The following is a 15203-nucleotide window of genomic DNA, read 5'->3' as shown; positions in this document are numbered from 1 at the left end:
GTCAGACGCGTTCCGGGAAGGACTCCACCTTCGCGGGATCCCGCTCCACGAGGTCCCCCAGGACGGCATCCACCCGGCTGAGGAGCTCCGGGTCAAGGCGCACTCCCGCCGCGGTGACGTTGTCCCGGAGCTGCTCCGGCCGTGAGGCGCCCACAATGGCGGACGAGACGTTCTGGTTCTGCAGGACCCAGGCCACGGCAAATGCCGCCATGGACAGGCCGGCCTCTTCCGCCAGCGGCTTGAGCTCCTGGACCCGCTCCAGCACCTCCTCCTGCATGTACCGGTGCTCGGTCTTGGCCCCGCCGTCGTCCGTGGTGAAGCGTGACGCCGAGGGCCCGCCCTGTCCCGGAAGGTACTTGCCGGTGAGGACCCCCTGGGCGATGGGTGACCAGACAATCTGGGACAGCCCCAGTTCCTCGCTCAGGGGCACGATTTCGGGCTCGATGACCCGCCACAGCATGTTGTACTGCGGCTGGCTGGAGACCAGGTGGATGCCGAGCTCCCGGGCGAGCTTGGCGCCGCGGCGGATCTCATCCACCGTCCACTCCGAAACGCCGATGTAGTGGGCCTTGCCTGCGCGGACAATGTCGGCGAAGGCCTGCATGGTCTCTTCGAGCGGAGTCGCGTAGTCGTACCGGTGGGCCTGGTACAGGTCCACGTAGTCCGTGCGGAGCCGGCGCAGCGAGCCGTTGATGGACTCCATGATGTGCTTCCGGGACAGCCCGCGATCGTTCTTGCCCTCCCCCGTGGGGAAATAGACCTTGGTGAAGAGCTCCAGGCCCTCGCGCCGGGTTCCCTTGAGCGCCTCACCCAGGGCCGTCTCGGCGCGCGTGCCGGCATAGGCGTCCGCCGTGTCGAACGTGGTGATGCCCAGGTCGAGGGCGGCGCGGACGCACTCCGTGGCTGCGTCCTGGTCGATCTGTTCGCCGTGCGTGGTCCAGTTGCCGTAGGCGATGGCGCTGACGTACATGCCTGAGTTTCCAAGCTTGCGGTATTCCATGGTTTTCCTCCCGTAGGGGTCAGTTCTGGCTGGAAAGGACCGCCCGGCGGAGGCGCCGGGGCGGTGCGGTGGTGTGGCGGACCACGAGGCGGGGCTCGATGGTGCCGGCAGAAGCGGGGGCGCCGGACAGGGCGGCGAGGACGGCCCCGGCCGCCAGGCTGCCCTGTTCGGAAACGCCGTGGTCCATGGTGGTAAGTCCAACGGCACCGGCGAGCTCGTGGTTGTCGTATCCCACCACGGAAAAGTCGCCCGGGACGTCCATTCCCGCCCCGCGAAGGGCGGCGAGCGCTCCGAAGGCGAGCTCATCCGACGCAGCGACCAGCGCCGTCGGCGATTCCGCCGCGGTGAGCAGCTCCGCCATGGCCGCCGCTCCCGCGTCCACCGTGTTCTCGACGGCGAGCACCATCGCCGGATCAGCCGGCAGCCCCGCTTCGGCCAGCGCCTCCTGGTAGCCGAGAAGCCGCTCTGCCGGCGGCACCCCGCCGAGCGGTGAGCGTTCCTCCTGCCGGATGCCCAGGAAGGCAATCCGTTCGTGCCCGAGGTTCAGCAGGTGCCTGGCCGCCGCGCGCCCGCCGGCCCTGTCCTCCACCCGGACCGACGACGCTCCGGCCCGCTCGGAACCGACAAGGGCAACAGCCAGCCCCTGGGCCTGGAGCGCCGCGAGCTCGGCGGGGGCCAGCTGGAGGGCGATCACGAGGGCCGCGTCAGCACGGCCGTGGAGCCGGGGGCCGGCAAAGAACTTCTCCCGCAGGTCCGGGGTGGACAGCTCCACCAGGAGCACGTCATAGCCCTCCCGGCTCAGCACCCGTCCGGCGGCCGCGATGACCTCCGCGAAGAACCACTTGCTGAGCAGGGGCACGACGACGGCGACAGTCCGGGTGCGCCCGGTCGCCAGCCTTGAGGCGCTGGGCGAGATGGCGTAGCCGAGTGCTTCCGCAGCTTCATGCACGCGCTTGCGGGTGGCAGCCGAGATTCCCGGGACGTCCCTCAGCGCACGCGAAACCGTTGAAATGGAGACGCCTGCGCGTTCCGCTACCCGCTCTACTGTTGTTGACACGCCTTCCACGGTAGCCAATGCAGCATCATCTTCGCAAGCGCTTGCAAATATGCCGCGCGGCGCCACGGTGGCGCGTCATCAATCTCCGCCGATTCCGAGAGCCAGCACTCACTGTGATAATCCGGTAGCCATGTCTTCTTTATCCGAGTCCTCCGCGCCGGCGTCCGCCGCCGAGGAACGCAGCGCCCGCGTGGCCGTCACACTCTTTCCCCTTCTCATCCTGGCCGGAGGCGCCGTGGCACTTGCCGCGCCGACGGCTTTCATAGGCTTGGGCCCCTGGATCAACCCCCTTCTGGGGGTCATCATGTTCGGCATGGGGCTGACGCTGACGCCGCCCGACTTCGCCGTCATCGCCAAGCGGCCCGTGCCCGTGGTGATCGGCGTGGTGGCGCAGTACGCCATCATGCCGTTCCTTGGCTGGCTGGTCGCGGCGGCACTCGGACTGCCCCCCGCGCTGGCGGCAGGCGTCATCCTGGTGGGCTGCTGCCCCGGCGGCACTGCCTCCAACGTGGTGTCCTACCTGGCCAAGGGGGACGTGGCCCTGTCCGTGGCGATGACCACAGTGTCCACGCTGTTAGCTCCCCTGCTCACCCCGGTGCTGGCCCTGTGGCTGGCCGGACAGTACATGCCGGTCGACGCCGGCTCCATGGCCTGGTCCATCGTCCAGATCGTGCTGTTCCCCGTGCTGCTGGGACTGGTGATCCGGCTCTTCCTGCCGCGCCTGGTCAACAAGTCGTTGCCCGCCCTGCCCTGGATCTCGGTCCTCGCCATCACCGTCGTGGTGGTCGCAGTGGTGGCCGGAAGCGCCAAGGCGATCTTCTCGGCCGGGCTCCTGGTTCTTGTGGCTGTCATCCTGCACAACGGGCTGGGATACGCCCTGGGTTACGCCGCCGCCCGCCTGTTCAGGCTCCCGGTTCCGTCCCGGCGCACCACCGCTATTGAGGTCGGCATGCAGAACTCGGGCCTTGCCGCAGGCCTGGCACGGCAGTACCTGACTCCCGAATCGGCCCTCCCCGGCGCCATTTTCTCGGTATGGCACAACGTTTCCGGCGCTGTACTGGCCGCCTACTGGCGCCGCCGCGGCACCGTTGCCGCACGCGACAGGGACGCGGCTGCCGTGGTGATCGCGGAGTAACAGAAACCACGCCCTCACCGCGGCGTCCGTGCCGCTGCCGGGATTCACCGACGCACGAACCGTCAACGTTCGCCCTGGCCGCCACCGTCGCGATCAGCGAGGCCGCAGCCCTGGCCGTTTCACGTCGCCGTCGGCTTCCCGGGCCGCTCCTTGTGCTCCGCCCGGGCAATCTCGAAGCTGCTTTCGAACGGCAGCGAGTCCACGTCCAGCAGTGGGTTGTTGTCCTGCGTCTCCACCAGCTTCCGGGCGGCCTCCTCCGACTCCACGCTGGGCATGGACCCGGGCAGGTGCCGCCGGGCCGATTCGGGCAGGAACCGGATGGCCACGGCAGCCACCGCGGCCACGGCCATGAGGTAGTACGCAATCGCCATGTCGTCGCCGGTCAGCTGGATCAGGGACGCGATGATGAACGGGGCCGTTCCGCCGAAGATGGCCACCGCCAGGTTGTAGGCGATGCCCATGGCGGAATAGCGGTGCTCGGTGGGAAAGAGCGCGGGCAGCGCCGACGCGAGGTTCGGCACCGAGAACGCCACCGGGAAGGCGATCAGGGCCAGGCCCAGCAACGTCATAGGGAGGCTGCCCGCCGCTATCGCCAGGAACGCGGGAACCGCCAACACCACGGTGCTGAAGGCCCCGATCCACAGCACGGGACGGCGGCCGATCCGGTCCGACAGCAGCCCCGTGAACGGGATGCACAACGCCATGGCCACCAGCACAGGGATGGTCAGCAGCGTCCCCTCCACCTCGCTGTACCCCTTGTTGCTGGTCAGGTACGTGGGCATGTAGGACGTGAGGGCGTAGGCCACCGTGTTGGCTGCCGCCGCCAGGATCATGGCCAGCACGATCGGCCGCCAGTGGGCCTTCAGGATCCCGATCGGGCCCACGGGGCGGAGGTCCTCCCCCGTCTCGGGGTGCTTGGCTGCCACGGCTTCGGCTTCCAGCGTGGCTTTGAAAGCGGCCGACTCCTCGATCTTCATCCGGAAGTAGACGGCCACGGCGCCCAGTGGACCGGCCACCAGGAACGGGATCCGCCAGCCCCACGCCTCCATCTGCTCCTGGCCCAGCGCCAGCTGGAGGAGGGACACCACCAGCCCGCCCGCCGCAAATCCCAGGTAGCTGCCCATGTCCAGGAAACTGACGTAGAAGCCGCGGCGGCGGTCCGGTGAGTGCTCGCACACGAACGTGGTGGCGCCGGAGTATTCGCCGCCGGTGGAAAAGCCCTGCACCAGCTTGAGGACCACCAGCAGCACCGCCGCCCAGATGCCCAGCACCGAGTACCCGGGCAGCAGGCCGACGGCGAACGTCGCGGCCGCCATGAGCATCAGCGTCATGGCCAGCACCTTCTGGCGGCCCATCTTGTCGCCCAGCCAGCCGAAAAAGATCCCGCCCAGCGGCCGGGCGATGAACGTGGCGCCGAAGGTCCCCAGCAGGAACAGGTTCTGCACGGCCCTGTCCGCCTCAGGCAGGAACACCGGCCCCATGGTGGTGATGAGGTAGCCGAACACGCCCACGTCGTACCATTCCATCGTGTTGCCCACGATGGTCCCGCCGAGCGCCTTCCGCAGCGTGCGGGGGTTGACGACGTTGACGTCGGAAACCTGCAACCGCCGCTGCCGCCCTCTGTGCTCTGTCATGGCCCGCTCACCGCCGCCTCGCTCGCTTAGCTGGGCATACGTCGTCGTTCTTCCGGCCCGCCTGGCCGGCAGGAGCCCAACACTTTCGATCATCCTGCCGCTGCACCCGCCAGGGCAACAACGGTTGCGCATTTGGGAGAAGTACGACGGCGGCACGCACTTTGAGAGCGCGGGCGTGTGTTCCGCATGGGCGGGCCCTGTGTGGCCACGCCAGGTCTGCTGGTTTGGCCCAGTCCAGTGCCGGCCGACCAAAATGTCGTACCCCCGTTAGACGATATTCCTGTGGAAAACGGAGCGGGAACCGGGACGGGAGTGGAGGCTATCCATGCCACCGTTGCTGCGCTCGCCGCGCTTGATGCCGAGGACGCCGCCCTCGCTTCTGCCGGAGCCTCAGGTGCCGCGGGGGACGGAGTCGATGTATTGCAGCGGGCGTACGAAATCCGGCTCGAGCGGATGGGGCTGGAGAAGAAGCTGGAGTCCCAGGCCTCGGCGCGGAAGGTGCGGTCCGCCGCCGAAGCGATGGACCTGCAGCGCGCCATGACCCCGCCGGACGCGCCCCTGCATGACCGGACCTACACCGAGATCTCCACTGTTGAGGAAATCGCCGGGATCCTCACCATCAGCTCCGGTGCCGCGTCCGCGTTCGTCACCCAGTCCCGGCGGGTGTGTGCAATGCCGCCGCTCATGGACGCCCTTTCCGCCGGCAGCCTCTCCTGGCAGCAGGCCCGGATTTTTACCGACGAAACTGAGTGTTTGGACCACGCCGCCGCAGCCGCACTGGTGGAGCACTTCCTCGACCCCGACGCACCCAACCCGGCCCGGGGTTGCCCCGCCTCGGAACTGGTGCCGGCCCGGTTACGGGCAAAGGTGCGGGGCTGGCGGGAACGCCATCACCCGGAGTCGCTCGAGAAGCGCCACCGCAAGGGCGTGGCCGATCGGCGCGTGGAATTCACGCCGGACCGTGACGGGATGGCCTGGGTCGCTGCGTACCTGCCCGCCGACCAAGCCCTGGCGATCTGGAACGACCTCACCGCAACCGCCCGAAGCCTCCAAGGCCCCGACGAACCCCGCACCCTCACCCAGCTCCGGCCCGACATCCTCACCCACCGGCTCCTCACCTACCGCGGTGCCACAGCCCCGGGGCCCACCGGGACCGGTGACGTCTCGGGCGAGGCGCCGGAGGACATGATCGGCCTGGCCACAGTCGTCGGCTCCGACGAACCCGCAACAGACCTGGGCATTAGCGACCATCCCGGCAGCCACGGCAACCGGGCACCGGCAGAACCGGACCCCACCGCGCCCGGCACCTTCGAAGGCACGCCCAACCCCGCCCTGGACACGGATGCCGCGAAGGTCCCCACTCCCCGCGCCGACGTGCTTGTGACCGTTCCGTTCTTCGCCCTTCTCGGACTCACCGACGAACCCGCCGTGCTCGACGGCTACGGCTCCATCCCCGCCTCGATGGCCCGCCAACTCCTCTCCGGGGGTGCCGAGTCGTTCCGCCGCGTCCTGCTTGACCCGAGCGACGGAACACCACTGGAGATCGGCCGCACCAGTTATCGACTCACCAAAGCCATGAGGAAAGCGCTGCATCTTCGGGACGGCAAATGCGCTTTCCCCGGCTGCAGCAACAACGCCCTCGACAACGAAATCGACCACCTCAAGGCCTGGCAGAACCACCGGAATCAGCAACCTGGCACAGGTCTGCCCAAAACATCACCGGCTCAAACACAACAGCGGCTGGGAACCGACGCCGGCTGCCAAGGACGAACCACCCGGCTGGACCTCACCCACCGGGCAGCAGTACCAAGCCGAACAACCCGACCGCGAACCACCACAATGGCCGCCGGGCGTCCTGCCACTGGAAAACAGTGCCCCGGAAACCAGCCCGACGAAATCTTGTGGGTCGAAGATCAGTGCATCCGAAACCAGTCCAGCACACACCAGTGCGCTGGAAGGGCTGCTGCTCCAGCTCTTGTCAGGATGATGGGCCACGTGTTCAGGTGCCCTAACCATGTGCTGACCGGGACGGGGCCGGGGGACGCATCGGGCTGGCCTTCCGGGACCGGAACGGCGCCTCTCGTCCGGACGTTGACGTGGTATGAGAAGGCGCGTCGTCATACCGGCTGTGGCGCTCGTGGCTGTCATCGCGGTTGCTGTAGGGCTGTACCTGTTCCAGCCCTGGCGCATCTTCACCAGCTCAACCGTGATCGAGGATGTTCCGGCAGTTGCCACGCCTGCGCCTGCGTCCCAGGGTCCCTCCCTAACGCCGTCAGCCCTCGCCGCGCCCGTCGCGCTTCCGCGTGAACTGGCAGCAGGCCGGCTGATCAGCCATGAGCACGCCAGCTCGGGAACGGTGCGGATCCTCGAACTTCCCGACGGGAGCCGGATCCTCCGGTTCGAAGGCCTCGATACTTCCGATGGTCCCGACCTCCGGGTGTGGCTCAGCAACGCCCCGGTGGTGGAGGGATTCGCCGGCTGGTATGTCTTCGACGACGGCGCGTACCTCGACCTCGGCGCACTCAAAGCCAACAAGGGCGATCAGAACTATGAGATCCCGGCAGGTACGGTGCTGAGCGACTATGGCTCGGTCAGCATCTGGTGCGCCCGTTTCGCCGTGTCATTCGCCGCCGCCGAGCTGAACCCGTAAACCCGTCTCACGCTGGCCGGACAGCATTGTCTTCCGCCTGGCCAGGCCCTACCGTGAAGGGACTGCCGGCTGAAGCAGGTGCAGCCATGCGGACAATGCCCAGGTCACCGTGCTGCCTCCTCGTGTGCCTCCTGGTGGCCGTCGCAGGCGCCGCCCCGACAACAGCCGCCATCGCAACAGGTGCCGCCACGGACACCGCCCAAGCCCAACACGCCTACGCCGCGGTGGACGCCTTACTGCTTGACCAGCTCGAAACCCTCGGCATTCCCGGTGCCGCGATCGCCGTCGTGCGTGACGGCAGGCAGGTGCACTCCGCCGCCTTCGGCAAGGCGGACCCGGCCGGACGGCCGATGACCCTCCAGACGCCGGTGCTGCTGGCCTCCACCAGCAAGTCCCTGACGGCCATCGCGGTGATGCAGCAGGTGGAGGCCGGTCGGCTGCGGCTGGATGAGCCCGTGCGGACCTACCTGCCCTGGTTCACGCTGGACGATCCCCGATCCCCGGCCATCACGGTCCGGCACCTGCTCCACCAGACCAGCGGCATGTCCTCCAGGGACACGGCCTTCGAGGCGTCCCTCAGCCAGGAGCCGGAAGCCCTCGAGGCATCAGTCCGTGGGATGGCCGGATCCCCGCTGGCCGGCGACCCGGGGCAGCGTTTCCACTACGCCAGTGCCAACTACAACGTGCTGGGCCTCCTGGTGCAGACCGCCGCCAACCAGCCCTTCGGGGAGTACCTGCAGCAGTACGTCTTCGGATCGCTGGGCATGGTGCACAGCCATACGACGGCGGCCGCCGCCCGGGAGGACAATGCGGCCGAGGGCTATGCCCGCTGGTTCAGCACCGTCTGGGTCCGGACCGACGTCCCGGCGCCCGCCGCGGGGATGCCCTCCAGCACCCTGTACGCCTCGGCCGAGGACCTGGGCCGCGAGCTGATGGCACTGCTCGACGGCGGGCGCTACGGGACCGCCCGCATCCTCGAGCCTGGAAGCGTGACGGCGATGTTCGTACCCCGCACCTCCGTGGACGCATCGAAGGGCTACGGCATGGGCTGGTACACCCGGCCGCTCGTGGAATCCGTTGACCCCGCCGCCCGGGGCACCGCCGCTGAAGACGTGCCGCTGCTGCTGGAGCACCAGGGGGAATGGGGCAACAGCCACACCTACCTGGCGATGGTCCCGGAGTCCGGCCTGGGCGTGGCCCTGGTCATCAACGGCAACGACACCGCCGCCCCGTCCCGGCTCAAGGCCATCGACACGAACATCCTGCGGATCCTCCACGGGCACTCCCCCGTGCCCGCCGTGGTGTCCGAGGACTGGCTGCAGCAGTCCAGCTGGGCCGTCTCGCTGGGCCTGCTGCTGGCGGAACTGCTGAGCCTGTGGCTGTCCCTCTCGGTGATTTTCCGACGGCGGTTCGCGCGCCGTGGACGATGGGCTCCCCTGGCGTGGGCCGCCGCCGCCCTGGCACTGGATGCCTTTGCCCTCTGGCTGTGCCTCATCTACGCGCCCGCCCGGTTCGACACCGACCTGCTGGTCATCATCCGCCAGTTCCCGGACGTCGGCGTTTCGCTGGTGCCGGTGCTGGGACTCGCCATCCTGTGGCCTGTTCCGCGGACCGTCTGGCTGCTCTCCAGGGAGCTGCGCCGGGGCCCGCGCGGCGTACCCTGAAGCCATGAAAGCCGGCGTGAGTCCTGTGCGCACCCTGGCGGGACGCGTGAAGGCCGTCTACGAAAACCTTCCGCTGCCGCCGGCCGTCGTGGCCGCGATCGCCCTCGATGCCCTCCTTGCCAGGCTCCGTCCCCTGCCGCTTCCCGGCCCCCGTTCCGTCCAGAGAGCGGCAGGCACGGGCCTGGTGATCGCCGGCGCCGGCCTCAATGCCTGGGCCCTGGCCGAACGCCGGCAGCGCTCGGCCGGCCCGTTTGACCTGGAGCACCCGGAGGACCTGGTGGCCACCGGCCCGTATGCCGTCACCCGGCACCCGATGTACGTGGGCTGGTGGCTCATCCAGCTCGGCGCCGGAACCATGGCCGGGTCAGCCTGGGTCCTCGCGCTGCTGCCGGCCGAGCTGCTGGTGGAGCACCGGTTTGTCCTGGACGAGGAGGCCACGCTCGCCGGGCTGTTCCCGGAGTCCTACCCGGACTACGCGGAAAAGGTGCCACGCTACCTCGGCCTCCCCCGCATGTAGGTTCCTTCGGCTGGAACCCAGGCGCCGCCGTCGTACGCCGCCACGCAACGCCCAACTATGGATGGCGGGCAGGGGCAGTGTTGGGACATGATCTGAAGATGAGCCGCTCCGGAAACGCCCGATCCCGGTGGCTCCCGCCAGCCCTGCGCGGCTACAAAACCGAGTGGCTGCGGCACGACCTGGTGGCAGGCCTCGCGCTCTTCGCGATCCTGGTCCCCGCGGGCATGGCGTACGCCCAGGCCGCCGGCCTGCCGCCGGTGACGGGCCTCTACGCGACGGTGGTGCCGCTGATTGTCTACGCGGCAGTGGGGCCGTCGCGCGTGCTGGTGCTGGGGCCGGATTCCGCGCTCGCCCCGATGATCGTTGCGGCGCTGGTTCCCCTGGCCGCGGACAACGACCAGAAATCCGTGGCCCTGGCTGGACTCCTGGCCATCCTGATCGGCCTCATCCTGCTATGCGGTTCGGCCCTGCGGCTGGGCATCATCACGGGACTGCTGTCCAAGCCCATCCGGCTGGGCTACCTCAACGGCATCGCCCTGCTGGTGGCGGTGTCCCAGCTTCCCACCCTCCTGGGGATCTCCGTGGAGGACGGCACGCCCTGGGAAAAACTGCTGGCCGCAACGCCGAAGGTGCTTGCCGGCGAAACCAACATGACGGCACTGCTGCTGGGCCTGGCCTCGCTGGCGCTCATCTGGGTTCCCCGCCGGCTGAACTGGAAGGTCCCCGGCGTGCTCATCGCGGTGGTGGTGTCCTGCCTCGCCGTGGCCGTGCTGGGACTCCAGGAGCGCGTCAAAGTCACCGGCGCCCTCCCGCAGGGGCTCCCCGCGCCGGCCCTCGGCGGAATCGGCTGGGCCGACGTCCTGGCGCTGCTGCCGGCCGCCGCCGCCATTGCCCTCATCGTCTTCGTTGATACCGGAACCCTGTCCCAGTCCCTGGCCGCGGCAGGGGACCGCAGGGTTTCCGGCAACCATGAAATGGCCGCCCTGGGTGCGGCGAACGCGGCCAGCGGGCTGCTGGGCGGCTTCCCGATCTCGGCCAGCGCGTCCCGCACGCCGGTGGCCGTGGAGGCCGGGGCGAAATCCCAGCTCACGGGCGTGGCAGGTGCCGTCCTGGTGCTCGTCTTCATGCTGGCGGCGCCCGGCGTCACCGAGTTCCTGCCGGCCGCCACCCTGGCCGCCATTGTCATCGCGGCAGCCGCAGCACTGGCCGACCCCGCCGGCGTGCGGCGGCTGATCGGCATGAGCCGCAGTGAATCCCTGGTGATGCTGGCGGCTTTCCTGGGGGTCACCATCTTGGGGGTCCTCCCCGGCATCGCCGTGGCCGTGGGCCTGGCAATCCTGGACTTCCTGCGGCGGGCCTGGGACCCCTACCGCGCCGAGCTGGTGGATGTGCCCGGGGTGCCGGGATACCACGACGTGAGCCGCCATCCGGACGGCGAACGCGTCCCCGGCATGCTGATCCTGCGCTTCGACGCACCGCTGTTTTTTGGCAACGGATCGCTGCTGGGATCCTTCGTGCGCAACAAGCTGGGCCAGGCGCCGCCCGGCATCGAACGCGTGGTGCTGGCGGCAGAGCCGGTGACGGGAATCGACACCACGGCACTGGACGAACTGGTGCAGCTGGACGAATGGCTGGAACGGCACGGCGTGGACCTGGTGTTCGCCGAGCTCAAAGGCCCGGTCAAGGACAGGCTGGTGCAGTACGGCGTGGGCTCCCGCTTCTCGCCCGGACACTTCTACCCGACCGTGAGCGAAGCCGTGCGGGCGTTCCAGCGGGAGGGCGGGGGAACCTAGGAGTCCTCAGCCGCGCACCTGCATGTCCATCCATACGAGGCGGTGGTCGCTGCCCGGGAACGGATAGGCGCCGGTCAGCCGTGACAGGGAGTCGGCCTGGGTGGGCCAGAACACGCCGGAATCGAGGACCCGGATCCTGCGTGAGGGCAGCACGTAGTCAGCCCGCAAGTTTCCCGGGGCGGTGTCGGCGAAGTCGGCGGTGTCGTAGCGGGGGTCACCCTTGTGGGCGGCATTGGCTCCGCCCTGCAGGGCCGCGGCCTCCACGGCGCCATCGGAGGCCGGCAGCGGGTCCACGATCTGCTTGGAATCAAGGAGCTGGTTGACCGCGCCATCCACGGAATCGCCGTCGAGCGGGTCGGCGTTCTGGTCGCCGACGATGACGAACGGTTCGCTCGGCAGGAGCCCCCGCTTCCCGCCCTCATCATCCACGATGTATGCCGACTTGCCCGGAGTGACGTAGTCAGCCCAGAACCGGATCTCGTCGTGGTTGCGGCGGCCGTTCCGGTCCTCGGGGCCGTCAAAGGTTGGCGGAGTGGGGTGCGAGGCAAGCACGTGCACCGTTTCGCCGCCCACCTTCACCGGAACGTCCCAGTGCGACTTGCTCGACAGGCGCACCACCTCGAGTTCCTCCGGCGAATACCAGTCGGCAGGTTCGGGTGTCGCCGGGTTGTCCGGCAGGAGCGCACCCGGCATGTCCTTCCAGAGGAAGTTCTGGAACGTCCTCACGTTTTTCGTGTCGATGGGGTACTTCGACAGGATGGCCATGCCGTACTGGCCCTCGAATGCGCCGAAGCCGAAGGCGTCGTCACCGCCGCCGACCCTGCCGTTGTTGTTGAGGTCGAACCCGCTCGGGATCCCGGTGTTCGACGGCGCCACGTAGGCGTAGGGGTAGTCCACGGGATCAGCCCCGCCCTGGCCTGCCGCCAGGTAGTTGTCGCGGAACAGATCGGCGGCCCGCATGTTGGGCACGTAGTCGAACTCGTTCAGCAGGATGACATCCGGGTTCGCACGCTGGATGACCTCGGCGACGGTGCGTGCCTGCGGGTCGTCCGGAGTGCTCAGGTCGGCCTCGAGTTCGCCGGCGCTTGCCCGGTTCAGCGACAGGTTGTAGGTGGCCACCCGCAGGTCCTCCGCATGGTCCTTTGAGGGCTCGGCGGCGGCCGGAGTCCCGGCGGTACCAACGGCGAGACTACCGACGACGGCAGCGATGACGGCAGCGGTGAGGGGGCGTCTAGTGGACACGGGACTCCTTGGCAGCGATGAGGCGGTACGAACAACGGTGGTGCGTTCAACCTATGCCGCCAACATGACCACGGGGAGTACGCCGGGCGAACGGACAATAATCCAGCGTCACATCCCGGGCATCAACCCCAACTGCCCCATCAATGATGCAACGTCCGGATGGGCCCGGAACGAGACGATTTTTCCGTCCCTGACCGACGCGAAATACGCGCCGGTTCCAACCACCGATTTGCCCGTGGCCGGAATCTCCTGGCCTCCCATGCGAAGCGGACCGGTGTTTGTGCCGGTGAACTCCACTTCTCCCGCGACCTCGTCGTCGCTGACCACCCTCCTGGTGGTCTTGATGCGCATGTCCGGAAACGCCGTGAACCATGAGTCCATGTAGGTCTGGACCTCATCCCGCGTGCGGAAAGGCTCGGGGACCATAACATCCGAAAAGGTGAAATCATCGGCCAGCAGGCCGGCGAAGGCCGCCGTGTCATGCTGGTCCCAGGCCGCCATTCCGCGGTCGTCAATTTGCTCTACTTCAGTGCGTGACATTTCGTATCTCCTCCTTGAAATGCCCGGACGAGCCTCATGCTGGTCCGGTGAAAGGCATATTCAATGGCCTGCTGCCAGGCCGATCCAGGGGCCTGCCCGCCAGGCAGGTGGGGACAGCCCAAACCCAAGTGGCCGCGCCAAGGCCCGGCGCCGCCGTCGTAAATGGACGACGGCGGCCGCAGGCCAAAGTGCCGGCCTCCCCTACTGTCCCGGGGCCCGGTACGACGGGGTCTTCTTGGCTGCCTCGTCGATGTCTTCCACGGTGAGGAGCGGCTTCAGGCGGACGTTGACGCTCCCTGTGGAATTGACGATCAGTGACAGTGCTGCGGCACTGGCGTCGTCCGGCGCCTCGAAAACGCCAAGGACGTCGTAGTAGCCAAACGCGTAGTAGAAGCTCTCCAGCGAACCGCCTATGGACTTGAGGGCCTCGGCCAGGGCCTCACGCCGCTTGGTGCCCCCTTCCTTCATGAGCCCCTTGATTCCCTCGCCCATGTACGTTGCTTCAAACAGATACTTCGGCATCGCTTTTCCCTTCTACATTCCCATCCCGGTTGTCGCCGAGGGAGCAAGTGCCACACCGAGTGCAATGGCAGCCAGCGCCACCGCAACGGACCAGTTGGCCAGCCGCTTCCACGGCAGCATCTTCTCCCCCGCGATGAAGGCCCCGATCAGGGCCATCCATCCGACGCTCATCGCGCCAAGCGCGAACAGCGCCGTCATCAGCGCCCAGCAGCAGGCCACACACCAGGCGCCGTGCTCCACGCCCATCCGGACGGCACCCGCGTAGCCCGGCCGCATCCGGTGCAGGATAAAGTCCATCGGGGACCGGCATTTCATCAGGCTGACGTTTTTTGCCGGGGTGAACTGATAAACCGCCGCCATCATGATGACTCCGGCCGCAATGTAGCGCCCGCCCTGGTCAGCAGCGAAAACCCCTGGCACCGCCGCGGCCGCCCACGCATAGAGCCCATACGCCACCAGGCCAAAGGCCGTCCATGATGCGAGGTACCCGGCCACGAAGGCGGCAGTGGACCCTGCCGGAGCGTACTGTCCGCCCTGCCGTCGGTGCCGCTGGATCCGGTGGTATGCCACCACCATCGGTGCCACGGACGGGAACATCATGGCTGCGAGCATCACCACCCACGTCACGGTGAAGAAGCCCACCGGCCCCGGGGCCGTCCAGATACCCATGTCCATCCCGGTCAGCTGCGTGGACGCCAATATCCAGCTGGCAGCGGCGAGGACCAGCAGGACAGCCACGAGGACTGCCTCCCGCGGATCGACACGGGAGGCTTTCGCCACCGTCTGACCGGTTACGCTCCTGAACAGCTTCCTGCGTTCCACCGGCCGGCCGTTCAGACCCGGCCCTTGGGGGCACCCTCCGCCATCTCACTGGCGAACGTGAAGTCGGACGTTTCGCCGTAGACGCCGTCGAAGTCGATACCGAAAAGGTCCACGTGCCCGGGCCCCTTTCCGATCCGGAACTCAGGCGCAAAGCCGTACATCGCGTTCTTCATTGTGGTCGCGCCGCCGTCGGGTCCGGGCAGCGGCTCGAACGTGAACTGAGCCTTGTCCGAGACTGAACCGGAGGGCCGCTCACCGTCCGTGAACGTGACTGTGGCGCGTTCCAGTCCCAGCCACTCGCCGTACAGGCCGGCAAAGTCGCCGAAGGGTCCCCCGGCCTGGCCGCGAAGGATGGTTTCCAGGGCGCTCACCTGGTCGTCGGATGCGGACTGGTCGACGACGGCACCCACCTTCCAGCCGCCCCCTGTCAGATTCGTGGGGAACAAGGCCACGAAGGCGAAGTCGACGCCGGAAAGGTCCGTGGCGTCGTGGCTCCCCGTTGCGATATGGAAGACATTCAGGTTGCGGCACTCGCCCCCGGGCCCGGTGGGCACGCCGTCCACGGGGCATGGACACACCAGCTGGCACGTGCAGTTTCCAGCGTATGTTCCAGACATTTCCCAAGAC

At 68.1% G+C, this 15203-nt stretch carries 13 protein-coding genes and 1 pseudogene; 6 read left to right on the top strand and 8 right to left on the bottom strand.

What is annotated here, in order from left to right; all coding sequences use genetic code 11:
* Position 1: 1 nt before the first annotated feature.
* Positions 2-1000 carry an aldo/keto reductase family protein gene (locus SMD14_RS04935; RefSeq protein ID WP_321215530.1) on the bottom strand — a complete coding sequence of 333 codons (999 nt, stop codon included), beginning with the start codon at positions 998-1000 and terminating at the stop codon, positions 2-4.
* 19 nt (positions 1001-1019) lie between these two features.
* On the bottom strand, positions 1020-2057 hold the full coding sequence (locus SMD14_RS04930) for a LacI family DNA-binding transcriptional regulator (RefSeq protein WP_321215529.1): 1038 nt from the start codon (positions 2055-2057) through the stop codon (positions 1020-1022).
* Between the two features lie 130 nt (positions 2058-2187).
* Here SMD14_RS04930 and SMD14_RS04925 point away from each other — a divergent pair, with 130 nt between their 5' ends.
* Positions 2188-3192, top strand: coding sequence for a bile acid:sodium symporter family protein (locus SMD14_RS04925; RefSeq protein ID WP_321215528.1), 1005 nt, complete (start codon positions 2188-2190; stop codon positions 3190-3192).
* A gap of 119 nt (positions 3193-3311) precedes the next feature.
* Here SMD14_RS04925 and SMD14_RS04920 read toward each other — a convergent pair whose 3' ends face one another.
* Complete coding sequence (locus SMD14_RS04920) at positions 3312-4826, bottom strand: MFS transporter (protein WP_321215527.1); 1515 nt, start codon at positions 4824-4826, stop codon at positions 3312-3314.
* Positions 4827-5108: 282 nt separating this feature from the next.
* Here SMD14_RS04920 and SMD14_RS04915 point away from each other — a divergent pair.
* From SMD14_RS04915 to SMD14_RS04895, 5 genes and pseudogenes are all read left to right on the top strand, one after another.
* Positions 5109-6813, top strand: a pseudogene (locus tag SMD14_RS04915) (HNH endonuclease).
* Positions 6814-7182: 369 nt separating this feature from the next.
* A complete protein-coding gene (locus tag SMD14_RS04910) occupies positions 7183-7476 on the top strand; it encodes a DM13 domain-containing protein (protein WP_321216221.1) in 294 nt (97 codons plus the stop codon).
* An 86-nt stretch (positions 7477-7562) separates the two neighbouring features.
* Positions 7563-9140 carry a serine hydrolase domain-containing protein gene (locus tag SMD14_RS04905; RefSeq protein WP_321215526.1) on the top strand — a complete coding sequence of 526 codons (1578 nt, stop codon included), beginning with the start codon at positions 7563-7565 and terminating at the stop codon, positions 9138-9140.
* A gap of 4 nt (positions 9141-9144) precedes the next feature.
* Entirely contained in the window at positions 9145-9657 is a 513-nt protein-coding gene (locus SMD14_RS04900; RefSeq protein WP_321215525.1) for an isoprenylcysteine carboxylmethyltransferase family protein, read from the top strand.
* Between the two features lie 98 nt (positions 9658-9755).
* Positions 9756-11450, top strand: coding sequence for a SulP family inorganic anion transporter (locus SMD14_RS04895; protein ID WP_321215524.1), 1695 nt, complete (start codon positions 9756-9758; stop codon positions 11448-11450).
* Between the two features lie 6 nt (positions 11451-11456).
* Here SMD14_RS04895 and SMD14_RS04890 read toward each other — a convergent pair whose 3' ends face one another.
* The 5 genes from SMD14_RS04890 to SMD14_RS04870 all read right to left on the bottom strand — a co-directional run bounded on the left by SMD14_RS04890 (position 11457) and on the right by SMD14_RS04870 (position 15139).
* Positions 11457-12692 carry an endonuclease/exonuclease/phosphatase family protein gene (locus SMD14_RS04890; protein ID WP_321215523.1) on the bottom strand — a complete coding sequence of 412 codons (1236 nt, stop codon included), beginning with the start codon at positions 12690-12692 and terminating at the stop codon, positions 11457-11459.
* A gap of 108 nt (positions 12693-12800) precedes the next feature.
* Positions 12801-13232: an ester cyclase gene (locus SMD14_RS04885; RefSeq protein ID WP_321215522.1), complete on the bottom strand. Its 432-nt coding sequence runs from the start codon at positions 13230-13232 to the stop codon at positions 12801-12803.
* Between the two features lie 201 nt (positions 13233-13433).
* Positions 13434-13754, bottom strand: coding sequence for a GYD domain-containing protein (locus tag SMD14_RS04880; protein WP_157238918.1), 321 nt, complete (start codon positions 13752-13754; stop codon positions 13434-13436).
* Positions 13755-13766: 12 nt separating this feature from the next.
* Complete coding sequence (locus SMD14_RS04875; RefSeq protein WP_321215521.1) at positions 13767-14534, bottom strand: DUF2182 domain-containing protein; 768 nt, start codon at positions 14532-14534, stop codon at positions 13767-13769.
* Positions 14535-14587: 53 nt separating this feature from the next.
* Positions 14588-15139, bottom strand: coding sequence for a DUF1326 domain-containing protein (locus SMD14_RS04870; RefSeq protein WP_321215520.1), 552 nt, complete (start codon positions 15137-15139; stop codon positions 14588-14590).
* Between the last annotated feature and the right edge of the window lie 64 nt (positions 15140-15203).

Source organism: Pseudarthrobacter oxydans, assembly GCF_034258515.1.
In the GTDB taxonomy this organism is placed as follows: domain Bacteria; phylum Actinomycetota; class Actinomycetes; order Actinomycetales; family Micrococcaceae; genus Arthrobacter.
Note: the sequence above shows the minus strand (reverse complement) of the source record. Positions and strands in the feature narration are given on the sequence as shown.